Here is a 20,448-nt window from a genome sequence, read left to right as displayed (position 1 = left end):
GGCACTCACCAGCCCGCCGGTCCGGTCACGTCCGCTGCGGCACCGCCGTCGGAGGGCACCGGGGCGGTGAGGATCGTGCGGGCATCGGTCAGCATGGCGGCGGTGAACTCCTGGGCGAGGTCGAGGATGGTCTGCTCGATTTCGTGCTCGACCTCGTCGGCGATGTGGGGATGGCCGACGCACATGCCCATGACCTGGTACTTGGCGGCGGTGCCGAGTCCGATGCGGTCGGCAAGGTCCTGGAGGGCGAAGAGGTCGAAGACCACGGTGCCGCTGCGGTAGAGGTGGTCGGCGAAGGCCGCGGTGTAGCGGGAGACGAGTTCGCGCGCCGCCGGGTGGAGTTCCGGTCGGCTGTAGGTCTCCTGGAGGACGTGGGCGACCTGGTCGGGCAGGTAGACGAACGCGCACCGGTAGAAGTCGGACGTGCCGAGCATGCGGAAGCTGTTGGTGCGATCCAGCAGGTCGACCATCCTCTGGTAGGTGGCTTGCCGGACTTCGACGAGCCGGCCGATACCGTCGGTGCCCTGGTGCTTCATGAGGGCCCAGAGCTTGAGCGACTCGAAGCCGCGGGAGCCGTAGAAAGGGGTGATCAGCCCGAGGTCGAGGCAGTCGGGGTCGTCGGCGCGGTCCGGGTAGCGGGCGAAGCTGCCGAGCGCGGCCGGGTCGCGGAAGAGCGCGTAGCTGGAGGGGTAGGAGACGAACAGGCCCTTGTGGGGGTCGAGGGCGACGGAGTCAGCGCGTTCGATGCCTGCGAGCTGGATCTTGAGTTTCTCGGAGAAGAGCAGGCTTCCGCCGTGGCAGGCGTCGACGTGGAACCAGACGCCGTGTAGCCGGCAGAGGTCGGCGAGTGCCTGCAGGTCGTCGATGCCCGTGGTGCGGCAGTTCCCGGCGACTCCGACGACCATGAAGATCCGCTTGCCGGGCGGTGGGGCGGCAAGCAGGTGTCCGATGGAGCGGGGGTCGCTGGTGAAGTCGGGGGTGGCATCGGCCCACAGCAGCCCGTCCGTACCGAGGCCGAGGGCTTGGGCGGCGGCGAGGTAGGAGAAGTGCTCGACGCCGCCGGCGAGGAGGATTACCGGCTGTTCGGGAAGGGCGCGCAGGCCGCCTTGGCGGACCTGGGGGTACGTGTGCGCGAGGGCGGCGGCGATGGCGACGTGGTTGCTCATGTTGCCGCCGGAGGTCCACATCCCGCCGAGCGAGGCGAGTCCCTGGTACTCGGCCAACGGCGTGACCTGGTAGCCGATGAGTTCCCGCAACCAGGTGATCAGCTGGGCTTCGATCACGCTGGCGGCGGGCGCGCTGCGGTCGAAGGCGATGAGGTTCTGGTTGAGGAAGGTGGCGACGATGTCGGCCGCGAGAGCGGCGAGGCTGTCGCCCGTGTCCGGGAAGGCGAGGTAGCGCGGGTCGGCCTGGGCGATCGACCAGCGGGCGATCTCACCCAGGGAGCTCATCAGCTGGTCGTCGCTGCTCCCGGTGACGGGGATCGATTCGGAGAGTTGGTCGATGAGTTGCTGGACCGTCGCGTGCCGCAGTACGCGGTGGTCGCGCAGCTTGCCGGTGGCGAAGTCGAGTCCGAGGTCGACCGCGCGGTGCAGCATCTTCCGGCTCTCGCCGACGGGCCGGCTACTCAGCAGGGCGGGCGGTTGGGAGTCAAGCACGTCCGAACTCCATTCGATACACGCAGCCTTCGCACGAGGACCAGGCGGGTCCCTGGAGGAAGGAGTCCCGTAGGGACCGGTACGGCGGCGAGGTCCAGATCTCGGTCATCGGCGTCTGGTGGATGTTGCCGAGCACGTTGCCCTGGGAGGACTCCATGTGGACACAGCACGGCGTGACATCGCCGTCCTTGGTGATGTAGCTGGCGTCCCACGGCCAGGGGCACACGGCATCTGCGGCGGCCGGGGAGGCGAGGCGGGAGTAGTCGAAGATCGACAATTGCAGGCCGAGTTCGTCGGCCCGTGCGAGCCCGACCTCCAGGTGTGGCACGACGTCCCGTGGTGGGAGGGCGAACAGGGACTCGGCGTTGAGGGTCTTGTCCTCGCCCCAGTGGTGCAGGCTCTCCACGCTCACGCGCTTCACACCGTGGTCGGCGACGAAGTTGACGATCGCCGGGAACTGATCCAGGTTCACGGTCGAGAGCGTCACCGCGGCGGAAAGCCCCGTCGCCCGGTCCTCGGTCAGCCTGACCGCTTCTCGCAGGGCCGTGCTCAGTTGGGTGAGGCGCAACCCCGAGCGCATCCGACCGAGCGTGACGTCGTCCGCGCCGTCGACACTGATGGCGAGCAGCCTGAGCCCGGCGTCGAGGACCGGCCGGAGCCGACGGCGTACGAGCAGGCCATTGGTGTTCGTCGAGGTGAAGACGGAGCGGTCGGTGCACAACTGGACGTAGGCGGCGAAGTCACCGACGATCAGTGCCTCTCCCCCGCCGACGAAGGAGACGTGGTCCAGCTCGGGGAGTTGGTCGAGGAGCGCGACGAATACTTCCAGCGACAGGTGGCCACCGCTGCTCTCGTGGACGGCGCGCAGGCAGCCGGCGCAGGCGAGGTTGCACAGGTCGGTGAGTTCCACCTGTAGGTACTGCGGAGTGAGGGTGGGCCGGCCGGGAGTGAGGCCGTAGCGGTCGAAGTCGTCGGTGACGAGGAACTTCTGGAACCGTTCGGGCACCGTGATCGGCGTGTCCTCGGGCATCATCTGGCTACCACCTTCCGGTACACGGAGACGGTCTCGTCGGCGAACAGCTCGAACTTCTGCGCCCGGCGGCCGAACGACGGCGCCCAGGGGGCCGGGCGCTCGGATGCCGTCTCGATCGCCCGCGTCCAGGCGGCCGGGTCCTGGTAGTCCTCGACGAGGTGGATGCCGGGGTCGTCGGCGAGGTGGCGCATGGACGGGACGGCCGAGGACCACACGGGAACGCCCAGGGCCCGTGCCTCGTGCGCCACGAGCGGGTGGTTCTCCCACCACTGCGAGGGCACGAGCAGGGCCCGCGCGTCGGCAAGTAGCGGGCCGACCTCGGTACGCGAGTGCGGGGGAAGCCAGCGCACCCGGGGGTCCGCGGCAGCGTCGGCGCGCATCTGTTCCTCATAGCTGCCGTCGTCCGGCACGGTCGCGATCACCAGCGGGAGTTGGGCACGGCTGCTGCGGTAGGCGTCGAGCAGGAGATGGAGGCCCTTCTCGGGTGAGCATCTGCCCAGGAACAGCAGGTAGCCTCCGGTGGGTCCGCTGACGGTGAGCGGCGCCCAGCCGGCGGGCAGTCCGTAGCGGGCCCGGTCGCGGACGATCTTGCCCATGTCGATGCCCGCTGTTGCCAACTCGACGGCTTGGTGTGGTGTCTGAGTCCACACGGCTTGTACTCGGTCGTTCAACCAGGCGATGTTCCGTACCCGCCATCGCTCCACGTCGTCGAGGGCGTCCGTGGGGGCGTCGAGGCATTCGAGGCAGTTCCGGGATGCCGCGGTCGCGGTGCACTGTGTGCTGGTGGACCGGATGACGAGCTGGTGGTCGGGGCAGACCGCGGTGTAGTCGGTCAGCGTCGCGACGACGGGCACCCCTCGCAGGGACGGAGTGTTCAGGAACTCCAGGCCGAGGCGGCTGAAGTGCAGCACGTGAACGACATCGATGGCCGGGCGCGTCGCGAGCACCTGCGCGATGCGTTGGGCCTGCTTCGTCTCCTGGGCGAGCCAGCCGACGGGGTAGTCGTCGGCAAAGGCCGCGGGCACGCTCAGGTACTCATCGGCCGTCCGGCGATGCGGCGGTGGCGGTTCGCCCGCTGCGAGCCAACTGACGTGCAGGCCGCGGGCTTTCAGCGCCTGGGCCAGGTCGTCGGCCAGGATCTCCGTGCCGCCGGCGGCGTCGTCCGCGAATCGGTGGGTCGTCAAGAGGATGCGCACCGTTCCACCCCTCAGCAGGTGTTGCCCTGGAGACCGGCCCAGCGGCCGATCGGGGTGAGCCCGGCGGGCATCCGCCCGTTCACACTGGCCGCTTCCGGGTGCACGGGTGCTTCCGGTCCCGACAGCCGCAGGACTCCGGCGCGGGAGCGGTCGAGGAGCGCGAACGGCTCGTGCAGGGTCAGGGCGGTCCAGCCGCCGTCCTCGAAGTCGACGAACACGTTCACCCCCAGCTCGGCCACCAGCTCCTGTGCGGGCAGGGGCACCGTGAGCCGCACCTGCTGGGGTGCCCAGGACAGGTCGACGTCGACGGCGTCCTCCCAGACTGGGTCGGGGTGCGGAACGCGGCGGAAGCGGGCGGTCGGGGCCTGGAGCCACCGGGCGCCGTCGCGGCTGCAACTCAGCTGCTGCTCGCCCGGCCACTGTTGGGCGGCGAGGTCGTGCAGGGTGAAGGTGCCCGATCCCAGCGGCTGCAGCCGGACTCGGACGGCACGCACGATGCTGGGCGTGCCCCCGAAGTCCAGACGGACCGCGAGGTGACCGTCGTCGAGCGAGAGCCGAGCGCGCAGGCCTTCCGGGTTCACCAACCCTCCCCGGAGACGACCCGGCCCAACCAGCGGGATCACCGCGTCTTCGTTGCCCGAGGTCGCGTGCAGGCGGGCCGCCGGCACGTAGTCGGCCTCGGGGGGTGCGGTCAGGGCCTCGTCGGTGAGCCCGTACGGGGCCGGGAGGGCGTCCAGCACCTCGGGGTGCTTCTCGCGCAACGTGATGACGAGACGGACCGCCAGGTCGGTGAGGAACCGGATCAGGTCGCACTTGACCTCGTCGGGCTTGGTGATGTCCCCGTTCGCCAACACGGCCTGGTAGTAGCAGCCGCCGCCGCAGACGTACCGCGACGGGCAGGTGGAGCACCCGTCGCGGTCGTCGACGACCAGGTCGAGGTAGCGGCTGCGTTCGCTGTCCTCGACGCCGGTGGAAGCGTGTCCGATGTGCCAGCCGGACTTCCCGATGAAGTGCGCGCAGGGGTAGAGGTTGCCGTTGGTGTCCAGGTACGTGCCGCTCTTGCCTGCTCCGCACCGGTAGACCTGCGCCGCGCGGTCCTTCACCCGGTAGAAGTACCGCATGAAGAAGTCCTCGGAGTTCAGGGCGAGCAGTCGGCCGAGGATGCCCTCCGGCGGCTGGGCGAGGATGTGCTCGACGAGGTCTGCGTAGCCCCGGCGGAAGGCCGGCAGCGTGGCGGCGTTGAGGGCGTAGTCCTTGTCGTGGGTCGCGTTGACCGGCTTCATGTAGATGTTGCGGGCGCCGACGTCCTCGAAGAGGTGGCGGAAGATCGCGACGAAGTCGGTGCAGTACGCGGTCAGCACCGCGGAGACGCCCATCTCGGGGTGGCGGGCCAGCACCCGGTCCAGGACGGGCCGCACCTGGTCGTAGGTGCCGCCCCGGTCGCCCGTGTAGAAGCGGACCCGGTCGTGGACGTCCTTGGGACCGTCGAGGCTGATGTCCTGGGGCGGGCCGAGCCGGTCGGCGAGTTCGGCCGTCATCGACAGCGTCGCGTTGGTGACCATCGGCCCGGCCCACACCACGCTGACCGGCGACGTGGCCAGCCCCTCCTCCACCAGGGCCTGGACCTCCTCGTGCATGTGGCGTACCAGCATCGTCTCGCCGGCGAGCCCGAAGTCGATCCGGCTGTACCGCGCGTTCTCCTCGCCGAGCCGCTTGCGGTGGGTCGCGAGGCCCTGCACCACCGTCTCCAGGGGGATCGTCACGGGCTTGCCGTCGGCGTGGACCCGGTCGCGGAACGAGCAGTACGTGCAGGCCATGTTGCACTGGTCGGTCAGGGACAACTGGGCCTGCGGGTACGCCTCCCGGTAGGCCGTGACCTGGTGGACCGCCTCCAGGCCGGCGCACGGGCACGGCTCGCCCGGGGCGGTGATCTGGCCCCCGCGGACGTGGAAGACGTAGCCGTCCGCGAAGGAGATATGCGCTGCGTCACTGGTGGAGAGTGGGATCGCGTCACTGATCACGGTGGACCTCTCGGTCGGGAATGGTGCGGATCGGGGCGGTACCGGAATCACAGGTCTCTCGGGCCGGGCAGTCCAACGCGCTGGCGGAATCGGTCCAGTCGGTCGGCGAGCCGGGCGATCTCGCCCATGAGCTGGTCCTCGTCCGGGCGCGCCAGGCCAGACCTCTCCCGCAAGGCGAACGTGGCATGGACAAGATCGCGCAGCTCGGTCGCGTCCTCTGCGCCGAGCACCTGCGGGATGACGGCGAGCTGCCCCTCAAGGGTCACAGGCATCCGAGAGACGTCCGAGGCGGTGAAGGCAAGACGCGCCAACGCGGCCCGGGACTCGAACCACAGGTACTTGGCAGTGCTTTCGCGGCCCTGCTGTTCGTACTGGCTCGGGCGAGCGACAGTACCTGCGGACGGCTGGTGCAGCAAGTCCATTGCCCAGCCCGGGTCTTGGAGTGCAGAGCCGGGCCGACGGAGCTCCAACCATTCGTGCAGGTCGCGGCTCGCGCGGTTGTCCGCGCTGACGAGGTCACGCTCGGCCGGGCGCGCGGCGGATCCCTCGGCCGCCAGCCCGAGGCAGGCGAGCGCTTCGATCAGCAAGTCCTCCACCGGCCGGTGGCCGTCCGGGTGTTCGGCCGAGCTCAGCTCGAAGTCGACATCGCTGCCACGGGCCACCACGCCTTGGGCACACGATCCCCGCAACAGCAGGTCCAGCTCCACGTCGAGCCGCAGGACCGCAAGGATGACGGCAGCGAGCCGGCCGGTGATCTCCGCAGCCGCCGCGGCCCTCTCGCATGCCGTCGCCCAACCGCCCGTGAACGCCAACTGGGCCAATCGCGCGGCCAGTTGCTCCAACGGCGACCCCGTCACGGGCATGAGATATGTCTCGACAGCCGAGAACAACGCCAGCACCCAGGCCCGCCTCAGCCCCTCCAACTCCAGTGAAGGAGTGGCCGACTGTTGGCCGGACACCAGGGCGTCCAACCGCCCGAGCAGGAACGCGTAGGCATCCTCGCCGCGTTGCTCGCGCAAGCGTGCGGTCAGCACGCTGTGGAAGACGCCGAGCCCCGCAGGAAGGACATCCTCAGCAAGGTGTCCCAGCGAGGCAGCGCTCGCCGATCCGTCTATCTCCAAGGGGAGTTCACTCGCGAGCGTCACCCTGATCCCGTAACCGCGGACCTCCCGCCGCGTCATGGCCGGAGGCAACCATCCCGCGAGGACGGCCTCGAAGCCGTCCAGCTCCACCTCCCGGTCCGGCGCCGAAACAGGGATGCGCTCCCGTAACTTGAGATCGCGCCCGAGCAGGTCGGACCAGGCGATGTCCCACTTCATCAGGGTCAGCCCGTCCGGAGCGGCACCGGCCGGCACCAGAAGCGCGTCCTCCCAGTCGATCAGCACCGTCTCGCCACCTCGGCGGAACATGTTCCGTGGCACGCACCCCGACGCCTCGACTCCTCGATCGAGCAAGGCCACCAGCAGGCCGGCGATGACGGGTGCGGAGAGGGCGCTCGCCCCGTCGTCTTCGACGGACAAGCGCGTGCCCAGGTACGGGGAGACCAGCGCAGCCCTCCGCCCGGGCAATGGAACCAGCTCAGGGACGCAGACCTTGACGGTTCCGAACCCGTCGACCACCAATCGGCCCAGACGGTGCGCTGCCTCGGCAGCGAGGGCCCGCTCGGAGCGCGCGGCCTCAAGCGGCCGGAGCTTCGCCACAAGATCACGCCCGCGGTGCCGGAAACGACGCACCTGCCCACCGACGTCTACGAGATCGAGGCCGTCGAAGGCGACCCCTTCGCCTCCCCCGTCGAACAGCTGCCGAATAGACGCCGCAAGCTTCCCCGATTCACGCGCACCCCTCACGACCCTGCTCACCGCACTCCCCTCCCGAGCGCCGCACACAGGCTTGCCACCGTAGCCGCTCCGTCACCGTGCGTTCGATCGAATTCCCAGACTGGATCGCCGCCTTCCGCTAGCGCGCGGACCACGCATAGCGGAAGCGCGAGTGTCAGATTGTGATGATCATTCAAGTCCATTGCTTGTTCCTTCTGTTGGCAGCGACCAACGCGGTCGCCGGCTGGACTTAATCGGCCTTCGTCCACGGGGAGCATGGGATAATCAGCGCACGGCGCCGACCGTTCACCTGGTGCGGCTGCTGTGCGACGCCCGCGGCTCGTTCGCGGATCCGCCCTCTCACAGAAGTGGTCCTTCGTTCTATGGCTACGGTCACCTCCATCGCCGACGCGCTGCAGCAGCGCCTTGCTCAGGCGATCTCCACTGCGTTCCCCGACGCCGCGGAAGGCGACCCCCAGCTCCGACGAAGCGACCGCGCCGACTTCCAGGCCAACGGCATCATGAGCCTCGCCAAGCCTCTACGGGCCAACCCCCGCGAGGTGGCCACCCGCGTCCTCGAACACGCGCCCGTTGACAAGATCATCGCGAAGCTGGAGATCTCCGGCCCGGGCTTCATCAACGTCACCGTCACCGACAGCGCGATCCTGGAGCGCTTGGCTGCTCGTGCTGTGGACACCCGGCTGGGTGTCCAGAGTGCCGCCGAGCCCGGTGTCACAGTGATCGACTACAGCCAGCCGAACATCGCCAAGGAAATGCACGTCGGCCACCTCCGATCCACGATCATCGGTGATGCGCTCGTGCGCGCCCTGGAGTTCACCGGCGAGAAGGTCATCCGGCGCAACCATCTCGGCGACTGGGGAACCCAGTTCGGCATGCTCATCCAGTACCTCATCGAGCACCCCGACGAGCTCGGCGACGACACCGAGACTGCCGAGACCGGCCCGTCGATGTCCCGCCTCAACCGCCTCTACAAGGCATCACGAGCCAAGTTCGACAGCGACCCCGACTTCGCCGACCGCTCCCGCCGGCGCGTCGTCGAGTTGCAGGCCGGCGACGCCGACACCATCGCATCCTGGCAAGGCATGGTCGACGAGTCGAAGGTCTACTTCGAAGCCGTCTACGCCCGCCTCGGCGTCCTCCTCGAAGACGCCGACGCGGTCGGCGAAAGCTACTACAACCCCATGCTCGCCGACGTGTGCGCGGACCTCGAAGCCTCCGGCGTCGCCGTCCGCTCCGACGGCGCCCTGTGCGTCTTCTTCGACGACATCAAGGGACCCGACGGCGAACCGACCCCACTGATCGTCCAGAAGAGCGATGGAGGCTACGGCTACGCCACCACCGACCTCGCCGCCATCCGTGACCGCGTCGGCATGCTCGGAGCCAACCAGCTCCTCTACATCGTTGACGCCCGCCAGGCCCTCCACTTCCAGATGGTCTTCGAGACCGCCCGCCGCGCCGGCTGGCTCCCCGACGAGGTTCGCGCTCTGCACCTCGGCTTCGGCACCGTCCTCGGCAAGGACGGCAAGCCGTTCAAGACCCGCTCGGGCGAGACCGTACGCCTCATGGGCCTTCTCGACGAAGCCGTCGACCGAGCCCGTACCGTCGTCTCGGAGAAGAGCCCTCAACTCGCCGCCGAGGAACTCGAAGACCGAGCCAAGCAGGTTGGCATCGGCGCGGTCAAGTACGCCGATCTGTCGACCTCACGCACCCGCGACTACGTCTTCGACACCGACCGCATGGTCTCCCTCAACGGCGACACCGGCACCTACCTCCAGTACGCGTACGCCCGCATCCAGTCCATCCTGCGCAAGGCCCCCGAAGGCGTCACCCCGACCGCCCACCAGGACCTCGCCCTGGAGCCCGCCGAGCGCGCCCTCGGCCTCCTCCTCGACGAGTTCGGCGCCACCATCAACCTGGTCACGGAGACGTTCGAACCCCACCGCCTCTGCGCCTACCTGCATAGCCTGGCGTCGGCCTACACCACCTTCTACGAGCACTGCCCCGTTCTCAAGGCCCCAAGTCGCGAGGTCATGGAGACCCGGCTGCTGCTCTGCCGGCTCACCGGCCAGACGCTCCGCCAAGGCATGGACCTCCTCGGAATCGGAACGCCCGAGCAGCTGTAGAACCGATCTGCGACGCCAGCAGGCTGGCCCGGGACAACTCGTCCCGGGCCAGCCTGCTGGCGTCCGTGCCCAAGTTCTCGGTTCCACGGAGCGAGTCCCCCTGAGCAGTGCCGACAGCGTCGCTCCCTCTCCGCGGCAGCTCTGCGACTGGGTGCGTACGGGCCTCGGACGAGGCAGGCTCCTACAGGCGACGGCTCGTGAGCTCCGCGATAGCTTGCAGCACGGACTGCGGCTCGCACAGACTGTCGAGGACGCGGTCTGCCCCGGCTTCGGCGAGTTGGTCGGCCGTGGTGGTGCCGGAGGCGACGGCGATCACGGCGGCTCCGCCTTCCACTCCGGTCCGCACGTCTTCGAGTGAATCCCCGATGATCACCGTGTTCGAGCGGTCGAAGGCGGTTCCGTGCCGGGCAGCAGCCCGCCGTTGGGCGATGCCTACCAGCGCCGGCCGGTGGGAGTCGTCGGAGGCGAAGCCACCCACGGCCAGATCGACGTACTGGTCCAGGGCGAAGGCGCGGAGCTTGATCTCCGCACTGCGCTGCAAGTTGCCGGTGACCACGGTGGGTACGAGGGCCGGATGGGCATCGACTGCTGCGAGCGCGGCAGTCGCGCCGGGCATGAGCAGGCCGTCGGAACGCAGCTGCCCGATCTTGGCGGCAAGGAGTTGGGGCAGCAACTCGACGATCTGCTCTGCGAAGCGCTCGGCGTCTCCGCAGTCGACGTCATTCGCCGCCAGGAGCTCCCGCACCGCCAGTGGCATCGTGCGGCCGGTTCCCCGTTCAGGAAGCTTCGTCGCCTCACGGCCGACGACCTGGCGGAACGCCTCGCGGTAAACAGCGCGGTCGGTCTCGCCGACGTACACGAGGGTGCGGTCGACATCCCACAGAACGAGCACGGTGCTGGTCACAGTCACGACTCCTTGGCCGCCATCACTTGTCGTGATCGTTCTATCAGCTCGTTCGACCGGTGCCCGGAGATGGTCTGGAGGTGCTCCACGGCCTGCTCCAGGTGTTCGTTCAGCCTGACCGACTGGATGTTCGCCGCGAGGTTGAGAGCGGAGTCGGCGGCCGCGAAGCCGCCGTCCCGATCGCCGGCGAGGAAGTGAGCGGAGGCCGCGCGCGAGGCGAAAAGCGCCCGTGTCCGGAGGTCGGCGGGGTTCAGGGTGGAGGCGGCCTGTTCGAAGTGGTCTGCCGCGGTCTTGTGATCACCGAGTTCGAGGTGGCAGCTGCCCGTCTGGCCCAGGATCTCTCCCCGATTCATCCAGTAGAGCCAGCCCGGGTCCTGTTCGGCCGGGCCGCGCTCGGCCAGCTCTGCGGCCTGACCGAGCGCGCGCAGGCACGCCTGCTGCGCCTGGAGCTTGGCATGCCCGCGTGCTTGGCGGGTCAGGAGCATGGCTTCCAGGTACGAGGAGCCGAGGGGACGGATCTTCGCCCTGGCGGCCTGCATCGCGGTCACGGCGTCGCGGGGGTTGCCGACCGAGTAGCTCTGGATGGCCAGGTAGGACAGGGCACCGGCGCCGTAGCGGGGGTCTCCGGAGGCGTGGGCGGCTCGTAGCGCCGCCAGAAGGGCTCGTTGGGCCGCGACGTGGTGTCCGGCGTCGAAATGGAACCAGCCGAGCTGGGTGGCAGTGTCGGCGGCGATGCCGGCCAGGCGCTGCCCCATCTCCTCGGTGTAGCTGGCTGACTTCAACGTCTCGCGGATGACCTCAAGATGAGCGCGGGCGAGGCCGGCGACCATGCCGCTGCCGGAGCTGGCGTCCATGGTGCGCAGGCTGTCGATCGTCCCCTGGAAGCTGTCGGCGAGTGCAGGGGTGACCTGCGCTCCGCCGAGCGCGCGTTCGAGGGGCTCGGCGTCGGCGATGCCCCATTGATGGATGAAGGCGGAGAGGGCGCTCCCGGCAAGGAGTAGGAAGTGACGGCGACTCGGACGCATGGCGGCGGGCTCCCCTCGCATCGCATCGTGCAGTGCCGCCACCATACGGTCGGCCGTCCACGGCCCGACGATGTCGTCATGAGCAGGAGGTGAACTGACGTGCTCTCGTGGGACGGGTGAGGTCGCGGCAGACCGAAGCGGCAGCTTCACCAAGTCGGCTGGGGCACCCACCGCGTCGAGGAACTCGACGATCCGCTCGATGTGTGTCAGCCGTACCCGGCCGGCCTCCAGCCGCGACAGGTAGCCCTGGGTCAGCCCCGTGATCCCCGCCAACTCCTCTTGACGGAGCGGGATGATCTCCCGCAGGCGTTTACTCAACCCGCCGAAGTCCAGTCCGGCGAGGCTGTTGCGCACCGCCGCGTCTCTCCAGACCCGCATGGGGATGGACTCGGTTGACGACTCCGCGACCGCACGTACGCAAGGTCCGCACACACTGCCGCTGTCGTTGTACTGGCTGAGCGTGCACCCACATCGCTCGCATCGCCTTACCATCCCACCCCTCCCATCAACGGGAGCCCCGGCCTCCCGCAGGCGACCGTCAAGATCATATTTCTTCGCGAATATGACTACTCGAATGGTCGTCGTCGACACACTCAGGCACCTTACTGCGGCGGCCGGTTACCCATAGGGGAAGCGATCACATCGCGTGCCGGGCGCACGAGAGTTCCTATGAGCCGGCCGAGTCGCGTCCGCACTCGACTCCGGACCGGCTCAACTCCCAGTAGTTCCTGGACAGGAGCACTCGATCGGCGACTCCGCCGCGCGCACCTCGCACGCTCACGCTTGGAGGACGTTTCATGATCGCCGCGCCGTTGACTCGGCCTCCGGTCTACCACCCTGCCGGGTTCGACGATGGGCTCCGGACCGCGGTGGACGACCTGAGGGCCGGACGCTGGCTGTCGACACAGCGGCTGCTGGCCAACACGGCGCAGCAGATGGGCCTGCGGACTTCTCGGACGCAGGTGCTGGCGCTGGTCGCGGCGCGGTCGACAGTGCTCAGCGACTGGGCCCACGAGAACCCGGACGATCCGGGGCTGGCCGTCCTGCGGACCCGGGTGTTGGTCGAGCATGCTCTGGCCGCGGCCGAGGCCGGCTCGCCGAAGGCCGCCGGCCTGGAGCGGGAGGCCCGCGAGTCGTGCTGGGCCGCCGCTCAGGCGGTGCCCTTGGACCCGGTGCCGTGGGTGTGCCTTCTCGCCTTGGCCGTCCTGGACCGCGCTAAGCAGCGGCCGGAACACCAGCGTCGCTCTTCGGACCCGATGCTTCCGCCCGGGCCGTGGGGGCTGCTCGACGAGGCGTTGCGGCGCGATCCCGGCAACCGGGAGGCCCACCATCGGATGCTGCGCTACTGGCACCGGGTCTCCCGGCCGGCGGCGGCCGATTTCGTGAACGTGGTGATGTCGATGGCTGCGTTCGGGTCGCCGCTCGCCGCCCTGCCCCTGTACCTGTCCGTCGACTACTACCGCAACGAGCCGAGCCGCAACGCGGTCGTGCTCCGGCAGTGGTTGCGTGAGCCGCACTTCTCCCGTGCGCAGCGTGCGTACGAGAGTTGGGCCGTTTCGGAGCCCGGGTCTTGGCCGGTTGTCGATCTCAGCTACCTCGCCCATGCGTTGTGGGCGTCGGCCCAGATGACCGCCGCTACCGACATCTTCGGGGCGCTGGGCCAGTTCGCGTCCAGGACGCCGTGGAGCCTGGTCGCCGAGTCGCCGGATCGGGCCGAGGCGCTGCTGCTGACCGCACGGCAGCAGGCCCTCGCCGGCCGGGCGACCGCCCTGGCCTGATCGCCCTCCCTGCCCGTTACCCGCCTTCTCCCCATACGGAGGTCTACCTCGATGTCCCCCGCCCACGCCGCGCCGCCGACCGACGAGGAACGGCTTCGCCAACTCGGCTACGAACCGCGTCTGTCCCGAAGGATGGGCGAGTTCGGCAACTTCGCCGTCGCCTTCAGCGTCGTCAGCATCCTGTCCGGCTGCATGACGATGTTCGCCTTCGGCCTGAACACCGGCGGGCCGGCGGTGATGTTCTGGGGCTGGATCGGCGTCGGGGCGATGGTTCTCTTCGTCGGCCTGGCCCTCGCCGAAGTGACCTCGGCCTACCCGACTTCCGGTGGGTTGTACTTCATGGCGCACCAGCTCGGCGGACCGCGGTGGGGCTGGGTGACCGGCTGGCTCAACCTGCTGGGCCTGATCGGCGGCATCTGCGGCATCGACTACGGCGCCGCCAGCTTCATCGGGGCGTTCCTCAACCTCCAGTTCGGCTACGAGCCCACCCCGGGCGGCCTGTTCGCGATCTTCGCGGCCGTCCTGCTGCTCCACGCGCTGCTGAATCTGCCGGAGGTGCGGCGGGTTTCCGTGCTCAACTCGATCTCGGTGTGGTGGCACATCGGGGGCGTCGTCCTGATTGTTGGTGCGCTCGCGATCGTGCCCAGCCAGCACCAGAACGCCGGCTGGGTGGTCGGGCACTTCGTCAACAACACCGGCTGGAGCAACCCAATCTACGTCTCCTGCGTCGGCCTGCTGCTGGCGCAGTACACGTTCTCGGGCTACGACGCGAGCGCGCACATGTCCGAGGAGACCACCAAGGCAGCAGTGTCGGCGCCTCGCGGGATCGTCCGTTCGATCTGGGTGAGCTGGATTGCGGGCGCCGTCCTGCTCGCCGGCATGCTGTTCGCCGTCCGGGACTACGCCGCGGTCCTCGGCACCACCACCGGCGTGCCGCCCGCGCAGATCTTCATCGACGCGCTGGGGACGACCGGGGGGAAGGTGCTCCTGGTCGTGGTGATCGTGGCGCAGTTGTTCTGCGGGAACGCGGAGACGGCGGCGTCGGCGCGGATGGTGTTCGCGTTCTCGCGGGACGGCGCGCTGCCGGGATCGGCGCTGTGGAGTCGGGTTTCGGAGCGCACGGGTACGCCGGTGGCCGGGGTGTGGCTGTCGGTGGGGGCGGCGCTGGTGCTGGCGCTGCCGTCGTTGTACAGCACGACCGCGTACGGGGCGGTGACCGCGGTGAATGTGGTGGGGATGACGCCGGCGTACGCGGTTCCGATCTACCTGCGGCTGCGCCGGGGCCGGAAGTTCCGGCCCGGGCCGTGGAACCTGGGCAGCCGGGGGCCGCTGATCGGGTGGATCGCGGTGGGCTGGGTGGCCGTGGTGAGCGTGCTGGTGTGCCTGCCGCAGAGCTACCCGGTGACCGTCGACACCTTCAACTACGCCCCGATCGCCCTCCTGGCGGTGCTGCTGCTGGCGTGGGCGTGGTGGATCCGCGCGGGGCGCTCGTACGCCCCGCCGGTCCAGCGGTCGGCCGAGCTGGTCGAGCTGACCGAGGAGGTCGTGTGACCAGCCGCCGACGCACCAGCCGAACGGTGAAGCTGCGAGCCGCCCGATACCGCACCGCCGGCGCCCCGGCGACGGCCTCGCCGACGGGGCCGCTGCGCCAACTGGTGAACGACTGCGGCGTCGAGACGGTGCTGCTGGCGGCCGTGGACGTGCAGGGCCGGCTCAAGGGCAAGGAGTTCGACGCGGCCGGGCTGGTGAAGCGGCTTGAGTCCGGGCGGCTGGCCCCGGAGATGTGCGGGTACGTGATCGGCACCGATCTCGGGATGGCCGCACCCACGACCGGGGCGTTCTCCTGGGAGTCCGGGTTCGGTGACATCGGGCTGCTGCCCGACACCCGGCACGCCCGCGTCCTGCCGTGGCTGCCGTCCACCGCCCTGGTGCTCGCCGATCCGATCAGCAAGTCGTGGCCGCACCCGCTCGCCCCGGTCACCGTACTGGCCGAACAGCAGCAGCGCCTCGCCGGCCTCGGTCTGACGGCGAAGGTGGGCGTCGAGACGGAGTTCGTCCTCTACGAGGGCTCGACCCGGGATGCGGCGGCGGCCGGCTGGCGCGGGCTTCGTCCCGTCACCTGGGACAACCGCGACTACGCGCTCGACCTGCCGGCGCCGGTGCGCGAGTTCACCAGGCGACTGCGGCAGGTACTCGCCGAGGCGGGCCTGCCCGTCGAGGCGGTGAAGGCCGAAGGCGCCCACGGCCAGCTGGAGGTCACCTTCCCCTACGGGCCGGTGACGGCGGCGTGCGAGCAGCACCTGCTGTTCAAGCATGCCGCGAGGACGGTGGCCGACGAGCAGGGCCTGACGGCGTCGTTCATGGCGGCGCCGGCCACCGGGGTCGGCAGCGGGATGCACCTGCACGTTTCGCTGCACGACGTCGACAGCCGCCCGGTGCTGACCTCCGCTCCCGAGGACGGGACCGCCCTGTCGGAGCTGGGCGAGCAGGCGGTGGCCGGGCTCCTGGCTGTGCTGCCGGTCCTCGGCCCGTTGTGGGCGCCGTACGTGAACAGCTACAAGCGCTTCGCCGACCACTCCTTCGCCCCCTCCCGCTTCACCTGGGGGCGGGACAACAGGTCGTGCGCGGTGCGGGTGGTCGGTCACGGCCGCAGCCTGCGGCTGGAGGTACGGCTGCCCGGTGCGGACGCCAACCCTTACCTGGCGCTGGCGGCTGTCCTGGCCGGGATCCGGCACGGCATCGAGGCCGGACTCAAGCCCCCGCCCGCCACCAGCGGCGACGCCTACCGGAACCGCGACGCCCCAACCGTTCCGCAGTCCCTGGCCGAGGCCCTGGCTGTCTTCGAAACCAGCGAGCTGGCCGGTGACCTGTTCGACGAGTTGGTCACCGCGCACCTGGCCCGCGTCGCCCGCCTGGACCTGGACCACCACGCCGCCCGCGTCACCGACGCCGAGCTGGAGCGCGGTCTCACCCAGGCATGAGCCCCGGGTCGGCCGCGGCGCCACACCCCCGGAGCCCGTGGCCGACCCGGTTCCACCTCCCACCCTGCCCTCACCTGCTGGAGGACCTTCATGGACACCGTCGTCCAACGCCGCACGCACGAACACGGAGCCGCGACCCCCGCCACCGGTCTGCCCGACGTGCTGACCAGGGCGCACCTGGTCGATGTCGCGAAGCCCGGCATGGAGGGCTTGGCGCTGTGGCTGGCCTCCCGCGGCCTGGAGGTCACCGGCAGCATCGACCCCGCCGACCGTGACAGCGTTGCTGCCGCCCGGCTGCGCGAGGCCGGAGTCGACGTCGCGGTTGGCTTCGACGCCGGGCACGTCCGGGAGGACCGGACCTGCGTGGTGTGGTCGGGGGTGCTGGCCGCTCCGCACCCCGAACTCAACCGCGGCCAGGAACTGCACCTGCCGGTTCTCGCCCGCGCACACGCGCTCGCCTCGCTGACCGCGGACTTCGGCCGGCAGCTGGTGGCCGTCGGCGGTAGCCACGGCACCGCGACGGCGGCGGCGGTGCTCGCCGCCGTACTGGACGACGGACACACCGGCTGGATCCTCAACGCCCCCACCCTCAACCGCCCGCCGGGGCACAGCGGCGACCGCCGCCTGGTGGTGGACCTCTGCCCGGACACCGCCACCCACGAGCCCGCACCCAAGGGGTCCTGGAGCTACCGCCCCAACACCGCGCCCTCGTACCGGCGGCCTCGACCGGAGGTGACGCTGATCACCGCCGCCGCGGGGAACGTGCCGCACTTCGAGGACACGGTCGAGGCCCTGAACTCTCTCACCGGCCTCGCCCACCGCTCCGGCACCGTGGTCCTGCCGCTGTGGGACAAGAGCACCAGGATCCTTCGCGAGAGACTCACCGACCGGCCCGGCCCGAACGGCCCCACCGCGGTGGTGACCGTCGGCCTCGACGAGAGCGCCGACGTGTGGGTTCTCCCGCCCCGGTGGCTTGGCGGTGAGCACCTCCTCGCCCTCCACTACCAGGGCGTGCAGTACCAGTTCATCGTCCCGGTCGCAGGCCGTCACCAGGCCCTGGCAGCATGCGCCGCCATCGCCACCGCCCTCGTTGCCGGCGCGAGCCCGGGGGCGGTGGCGGAGCGCCTTGCCGCTTTCCGGGGCGTCGAACGCTCGCTCACCGTGCTCGGCACGCAGTGCGGCATCACCGTGGCGGACTCCCGCGCCCGGCACCCCCGCGAGGTCGCCCAGGACGTGACGGCCGCACGGCTGCTCACCGAGGGGAACGTGATCGTCGCCCTGGAGCCGGACGGCATCGCCCGCACCAGCGCCCATGCCGGCGGCCTCGGCTCCGCCCTCGGCGACGCCAACCACGCGCTGCTCCTGCCGGTCAGCACCCCGCTGGCCACACACGACGGGCCCGACCCGCTGGACGCCGTCGAGCGGGCCGCCGTTCGGGTCCTCGGCCCGGACGCGGTTCACCGCGTCCGCTGCGGCCCGCGCGAATCCGGCCCCGAGCAGCGGCTCTTCGAGATGACGGCCGAGGGCGACCTCGTCCTGGTCGTCGGAACCGGCCAGGCCGAGCGGCTCGGAGCCCGGCTGCTGGACCGCCTCGCCCAGACCGGTGCCCCGGGCGCCGTCTGCCCGTGAACCGCCCGTCGACCACCGGAGACACCATCATGGCCATCGCTCTTCCCGCCCACACCCTGACCGGGCAGCAGGTCCGTCTTCTGAGCCACATCGCCGCCGAGTCCACCGTTCGCACGATCGCGGCCGACCCCGAACTCCCCTGGGAGCCCGCCGAAGTCGACGCCGCCGTCAAGGGCCTGCTGATGGCCACCGGCACCCGCACCGCGTGCCAGCTCGTCGCCTGGGGCACCGCTCACCGCGTCATCACCGACACCGCGCAGCCCTGCACCGCGCTCACCACCCCGATCTGCCTCCCCCCGCACCTGTACCGGATCCTCGTGGGCTGGGTCAGCGGGCGCACCACCCCGGAACTCACGATCGACCTCGACGTCACGACCGCCACCGCGCGCGGCTACGGCCGGGACCTGCGCGTCCGCCTGGGCGTGCACACCCAGGTGCAGGCGAGCATCGCTGCCGTCCTGGCCGGCCTGGTCTACCTCAGCGACATCGACCCCACGTGGCCCGCCGGGCCGCTGTACCGCGCCGCGCCCCGCAGGCAGGCCGCATGAACCCCCGGCGCACCGGGAGCAGGGCCGCGATCGGCCTCGTCTGCTTTCTCGTCGGACTCCAGGTCGGGGCCGCCGTCGTCTACCTCGTCCAGCACCGCGTTCAGCTCACCCAACCGCTCTACCTGGCGATCTTCGCGCTCGTCGTCTTCAGCACGCTGGCCGTCGCCGACCGCCTGATCGCGTCGCATTCTGCGCCGCAGCGCGGGGTTGGCTCCTCCCAGGAAGGCCCGCCCCGGCCGCGCGACTGAACACCTACCCCACCGCACCACCCCATGGCGGCCGTTTCGGGCCAGGGCCGCACCCCGACAACCCAAGAGAGAAGATGAGCACCTTACGACCTGCCGACGGTATCTCGGCCCGCGATCTGGACCGCCACCTCATCAACCGCTCGGGCGTCCTCGTTGACGCCAGCGCGCTCGCCCAGCTGCCTGCCACCCGTCTGTCCGGGGCCGATCCCAGGCTCCTGGCCATGGGTGCCCCGGCGCCGGCCACCAAACCCGCCCCGCTGCTGCGGCTGCTGATGCGCGCCGGCTCCCTGACCATCCCCTGTGCCCTGGTCGTCCAGCGGCTCGGCTGCCAGGTGACCGACATGCTCATCGCGCAGCGCGTCCCCAACGTATGGTCGGCGTCCGTGAGCGCGGTGGAGCACCGGGAGCTGGGGACCAACCCTTATCGGGCCGCAGCCCTCGCCCTCGGTCAGCCGGTCGAGACCTGCCTCGTCATCGCGACCGGCCAGACGATGCACGAGGCCCGGGCCAGCAGCGCACGCCGGGTACTGCTCAGCCACTCCGGGGCCCTGAAGGTAGCCGCGAAGAACAGCAACGGACTCAGCCGGCACGAGCACGACGTGGCTGTGCAGCTCGCCCTCGGGCACAGCTACGACGGCGTCGCCGAGCAGCTCGGCTGTTCCGCCGGCAATGCCTCCAACACCATGTCACAGGTGATGCGTCGCCGAGGCTTCGGCGACCGAACCCGTGCCATCGCCGACCTCATCCTCTCGAAGCTGCTCGACACCGCCGAGCTTCGCGCGGCACTGCCCGAGGAGCTCCCGGAACTCGCCCCGAGCGACCGCCAGGTGCTCACCCTGCTCGCCACCCACGATGTGCACACCGTCGCACGGATGACCGGCATCAACCAGAACAACATCGGCGGCGTCATCACCCGGGCCACCAACGCCATCGGGGCGAAGACCCGTACCCACGCCGTTGCCATGGTCCTTCTTCTCGGCCGACCCGTCTCGGGCACCGCCTCCGGCCGTGCCCGATGAGGCTGGTCGAGTACCCGGAGCACTACGCCTCCGACGGCAACCCGTCGCTGTACCTGGCATGCTCTGGCACCGGCCGCCCGGGCTGGCAGAACAACGTCATCACCCTCCTGGACTCGGCCGGCTTCACCGGCACCGTCCTCAATCCCCAGCCCGGCACCGGAACGGGAACACCGTTCGGCTGGCAGGAGCACAACCTGCGGCGCTTCAGCGCCGTCCTCCTGTGGCGCCCGCAGGGCGCACAGCAGGTCCGCGACTTCCAGCAGCGATTCCTCCACCGTTCGCGCACCGCGCTGGTCGTCGGCTGCGACCTGGACGACCGCGCCCAGCGGTTCATTCGCGCCGAACTGCTCGGCACCATACCCCGGTTGGCCGTTGCCTCCGGCCTCGCCGCCACCGTGCGCGCCGCCCTCGACCACCTTAACGCCCAGAGCACTACCCGGCCCTGAG

16 protein-coding genes are annotated in these 20,448 nt (G+C 70.2%); 9 read left to right on the top strand and 7 right to left on the bottom strand.

Translation table 11 applies throughout. The features are described from left to right. Window positions 1-5: 5 nt before the first annotated feature. The 5 genes from ACGF0D_RS36260 to ACGF0D_RS36240 are packed head-to-tail and all read right to left on the bottom strand — an operon-like array spanning window position 6 to window position 7,767. A complete protein-coding gene (locus ACGF0D_RS36260; RefSeq protein ID WP_392923693.1) occupies window positions 6-1,658 on the bottom strand; it encodes a pyridoxal phosphate-dependent decarboxylase family protein in 1,653 nt (550 codons plus the stop codon). After that, window positions 1,651-2,691 (bottom strand): radical SAM/SPASM domain-containing protein, encoded by a 1,041-nt coding sequence (locus ACGF0D_RS36255; protein WP_392923690.1) that lies wholly within the window; start codon window positions 2,689-2,691, stop codon window positions 1,651-1,653. Before ACGF0D_RS36255 ends, ACGF0D_RS36260 begins: the two co-directional genes overlap by 8 nt. Further along, window positions 2,688-3,875: a glycosyltransferase gene (locus ACGF0D_RS36250; RefSeq protein ID WP_392923688.1), complete on the bottom strand. Its 1,188-nt coding sequence runs from the start codon at window positions 3,873-3,875 to the stop codon at window positions 2,688-2,690. Before ACGF0D_RS36250 ends, ACGF0D_RS36255 begins: the two co-directional genes overlap by 4 nt. 23 nt (window positions 3,876-3,898) lie before the next feature. Beyond that, complete coding sequence (locus tag ACGF0D_RS36245; RefSeq protein ID WP_392923685.1) at window positions 3,899-5,908, bottom strand: radical SAM protein; 2,010 nt, start codon at window positions 5,906-5,908, stop codon at window positions 3,899-3,901. A gap of 47 nt (window positions 5,909-5,955) precedes the next feature. Further along, window positions 5,956-7,767 (bottom strand): hypothetical protein, encoded by a 1,812-nt coding sequence (locus ACGF0D_RS36240; protein WP_392923682.1) that lies wholly within the window; start codon window positions 7,765-7,767, stop codon window positions 5,956-5,958. A 341-nt stretch (window positions 7,768-8,108) separates the two neighbouring features. Between ACGF0D_RS36240 and argS the strand changes: the two genes are divergently transcribed. Further along, window positions 8,109-9,869, top strand: a complete 1,761-nt coding sequence (argS, locus tag ACGF0D_RS36235) for an arginine--tRNA ligase (RefSeq protein WP_392923680.1) — start codon at window positions 8,109-8,111, stop codon at window positions 9,867-9,869. A 181-nt stretch (window positions 9,870-10,050) separates the two neighbouring features. On the opposite strand, the gene ACGF0D_RS36230 is transcribed toward argS, so the two are convergent. Together ACGF0D_RS36230 and ACGF0D_RS36225 are read right to left on the bottom strand one after the other, a co-directional pair. Next, a complete protein-coding gene (locus tag ACGF0D_RS36230) occupies window positions 10,051-10,773 on the bottom strand; it encodes a haloacid dehalogenase-like hydrolase (RefSeq protein ID WP_392923678.1) in 723 nt (240 codons plus the stop codon). Window positions 10,774-10,775: 2 nt separating this feature from the next. After that, window positions 10,776-12,176, bottom strand: coding sequence for a helix-turn-helix domain-containing protein (locus ACGF0D_RS36225; protein ID WP_392923675.1), 1,401 nt, complete (start codon window positions 12,174-12,176; stop codon window positions 10,776-10,778). A gap of 419 nt (window positions 12,177-12,595) precedes the next feature. On the opposite strand from ACGF0D_RS36225, the gene ACGF0D_RS36220 reads away from it, so the two are divergent. From ACGF0D_RS36220 to ACGF0D_RS36185, 8 genes are all read left to right on the top strand, one after another. Beyond that, a complete protein-coding gene (locus ACGF0D_RS36220; protein ID WP_392923672.1) occupies window positions 12,596-13,576 on the top strand; it encodes a hypothetical protein in 981 nt (326 codons plus the stop codon). Between the two features lie 51 nt (window positions 13,577-13,627). Then, window positions 13,628-15,127, top strand: a complete 1,500-nt coding sequence (locus ACGF0D_RS36215; protein WP_392923669.1) for an amino acid permease — start codon at window positions 13,628-13,630, stop codon at window positions 15,125-15,127. Then, entirely contained in the window at window positions 15,124-16,557 is a 1,434-nt protein-coding gene (locus ACGF0D_RS36210; protein WP_392923666.1) for a glutamine synthetase family protein, read from the top strand. Before ACGF0D_RS36215 ends, ACGF0D_RS36210 begins: the two co-directional genes overlap by 4 nt. Window positions 16,558-16,647: 90 nt before the next feature. After that, a complete protein-coding gene (locus ACGF0D_RS36205; protein WP_392923663.1) occupies window positions 16,648-18,186 on the top strand; it encodes a Mur ligase domain-containing protein in 1,539 nt (512 codons plus the stop codon). Between the two features lie 29 nt (window positions 18,187-18,215). After that, entirely contained in the window at window positions 18,216-18,734 is a 519-nt protein-coding gene (locus ACGF0D_RS36200) for a hypothetical protein (protein ID WP_392923661.1), read from the top strand. Continuing rightward, a complete protein-coding gene (locus tag ACGF0D_RS36195) occupies window positions 18,731-18,982 on the top strand; it encodes a hypothetical protein (protein WP_392923659.1) in 252 nt (83 codons plus the stop codon). Before ACGF0D_RS36200 ends, ACGF0D_RS36195 begins: the two co-directional genes overlap by 4 nt. A 74-nt stretch (window positions 18,983-19,056) precedes the next feature. Further along, window positions 19,057-20,001: a hypothetical protein gene (locus tag ACGF0D_RS36190; RefSeq protein ID WP_392923657.1), complete on the top strand. Its 945-nt coding sequence runs from the start codon at window positions 19,057-19,059 to the stop codon at window positions 19,999-20,001. Continuing rightward, window positions 19,998-20,447: a hypothetical protein gene (locus tag ACGF0D_RS36185; protein WP_392923655.1), complete on the top strand. Its 450-nt coding sequence runs from the start codon at window positions 19,998-20,000 to the stop codon at window positions 20,445-20,447. The genes ACGF0D_RS36190 and ACGF0D_RS36185 overlap by 4 nt, the downstream gene beginning before the upstream one ends. The last annotated feature ends 1 nt before the right edge of the window (window position 20,448 follow it).

It is taken from the genome of Kitasatospora sp. NPDC048298 (genome assembly GCF_043201465.1).
GTDB lineage: Bacteria > Actinomycetota > Actinomycetes > Streptomycetales > Streptomycetaceae > Kitasatospora.
The sequence above is the reverse complement of the archived record's forward strand: the minus strand, read 5'-3'. Positions and strand labels throughout refer to the sequence as shown.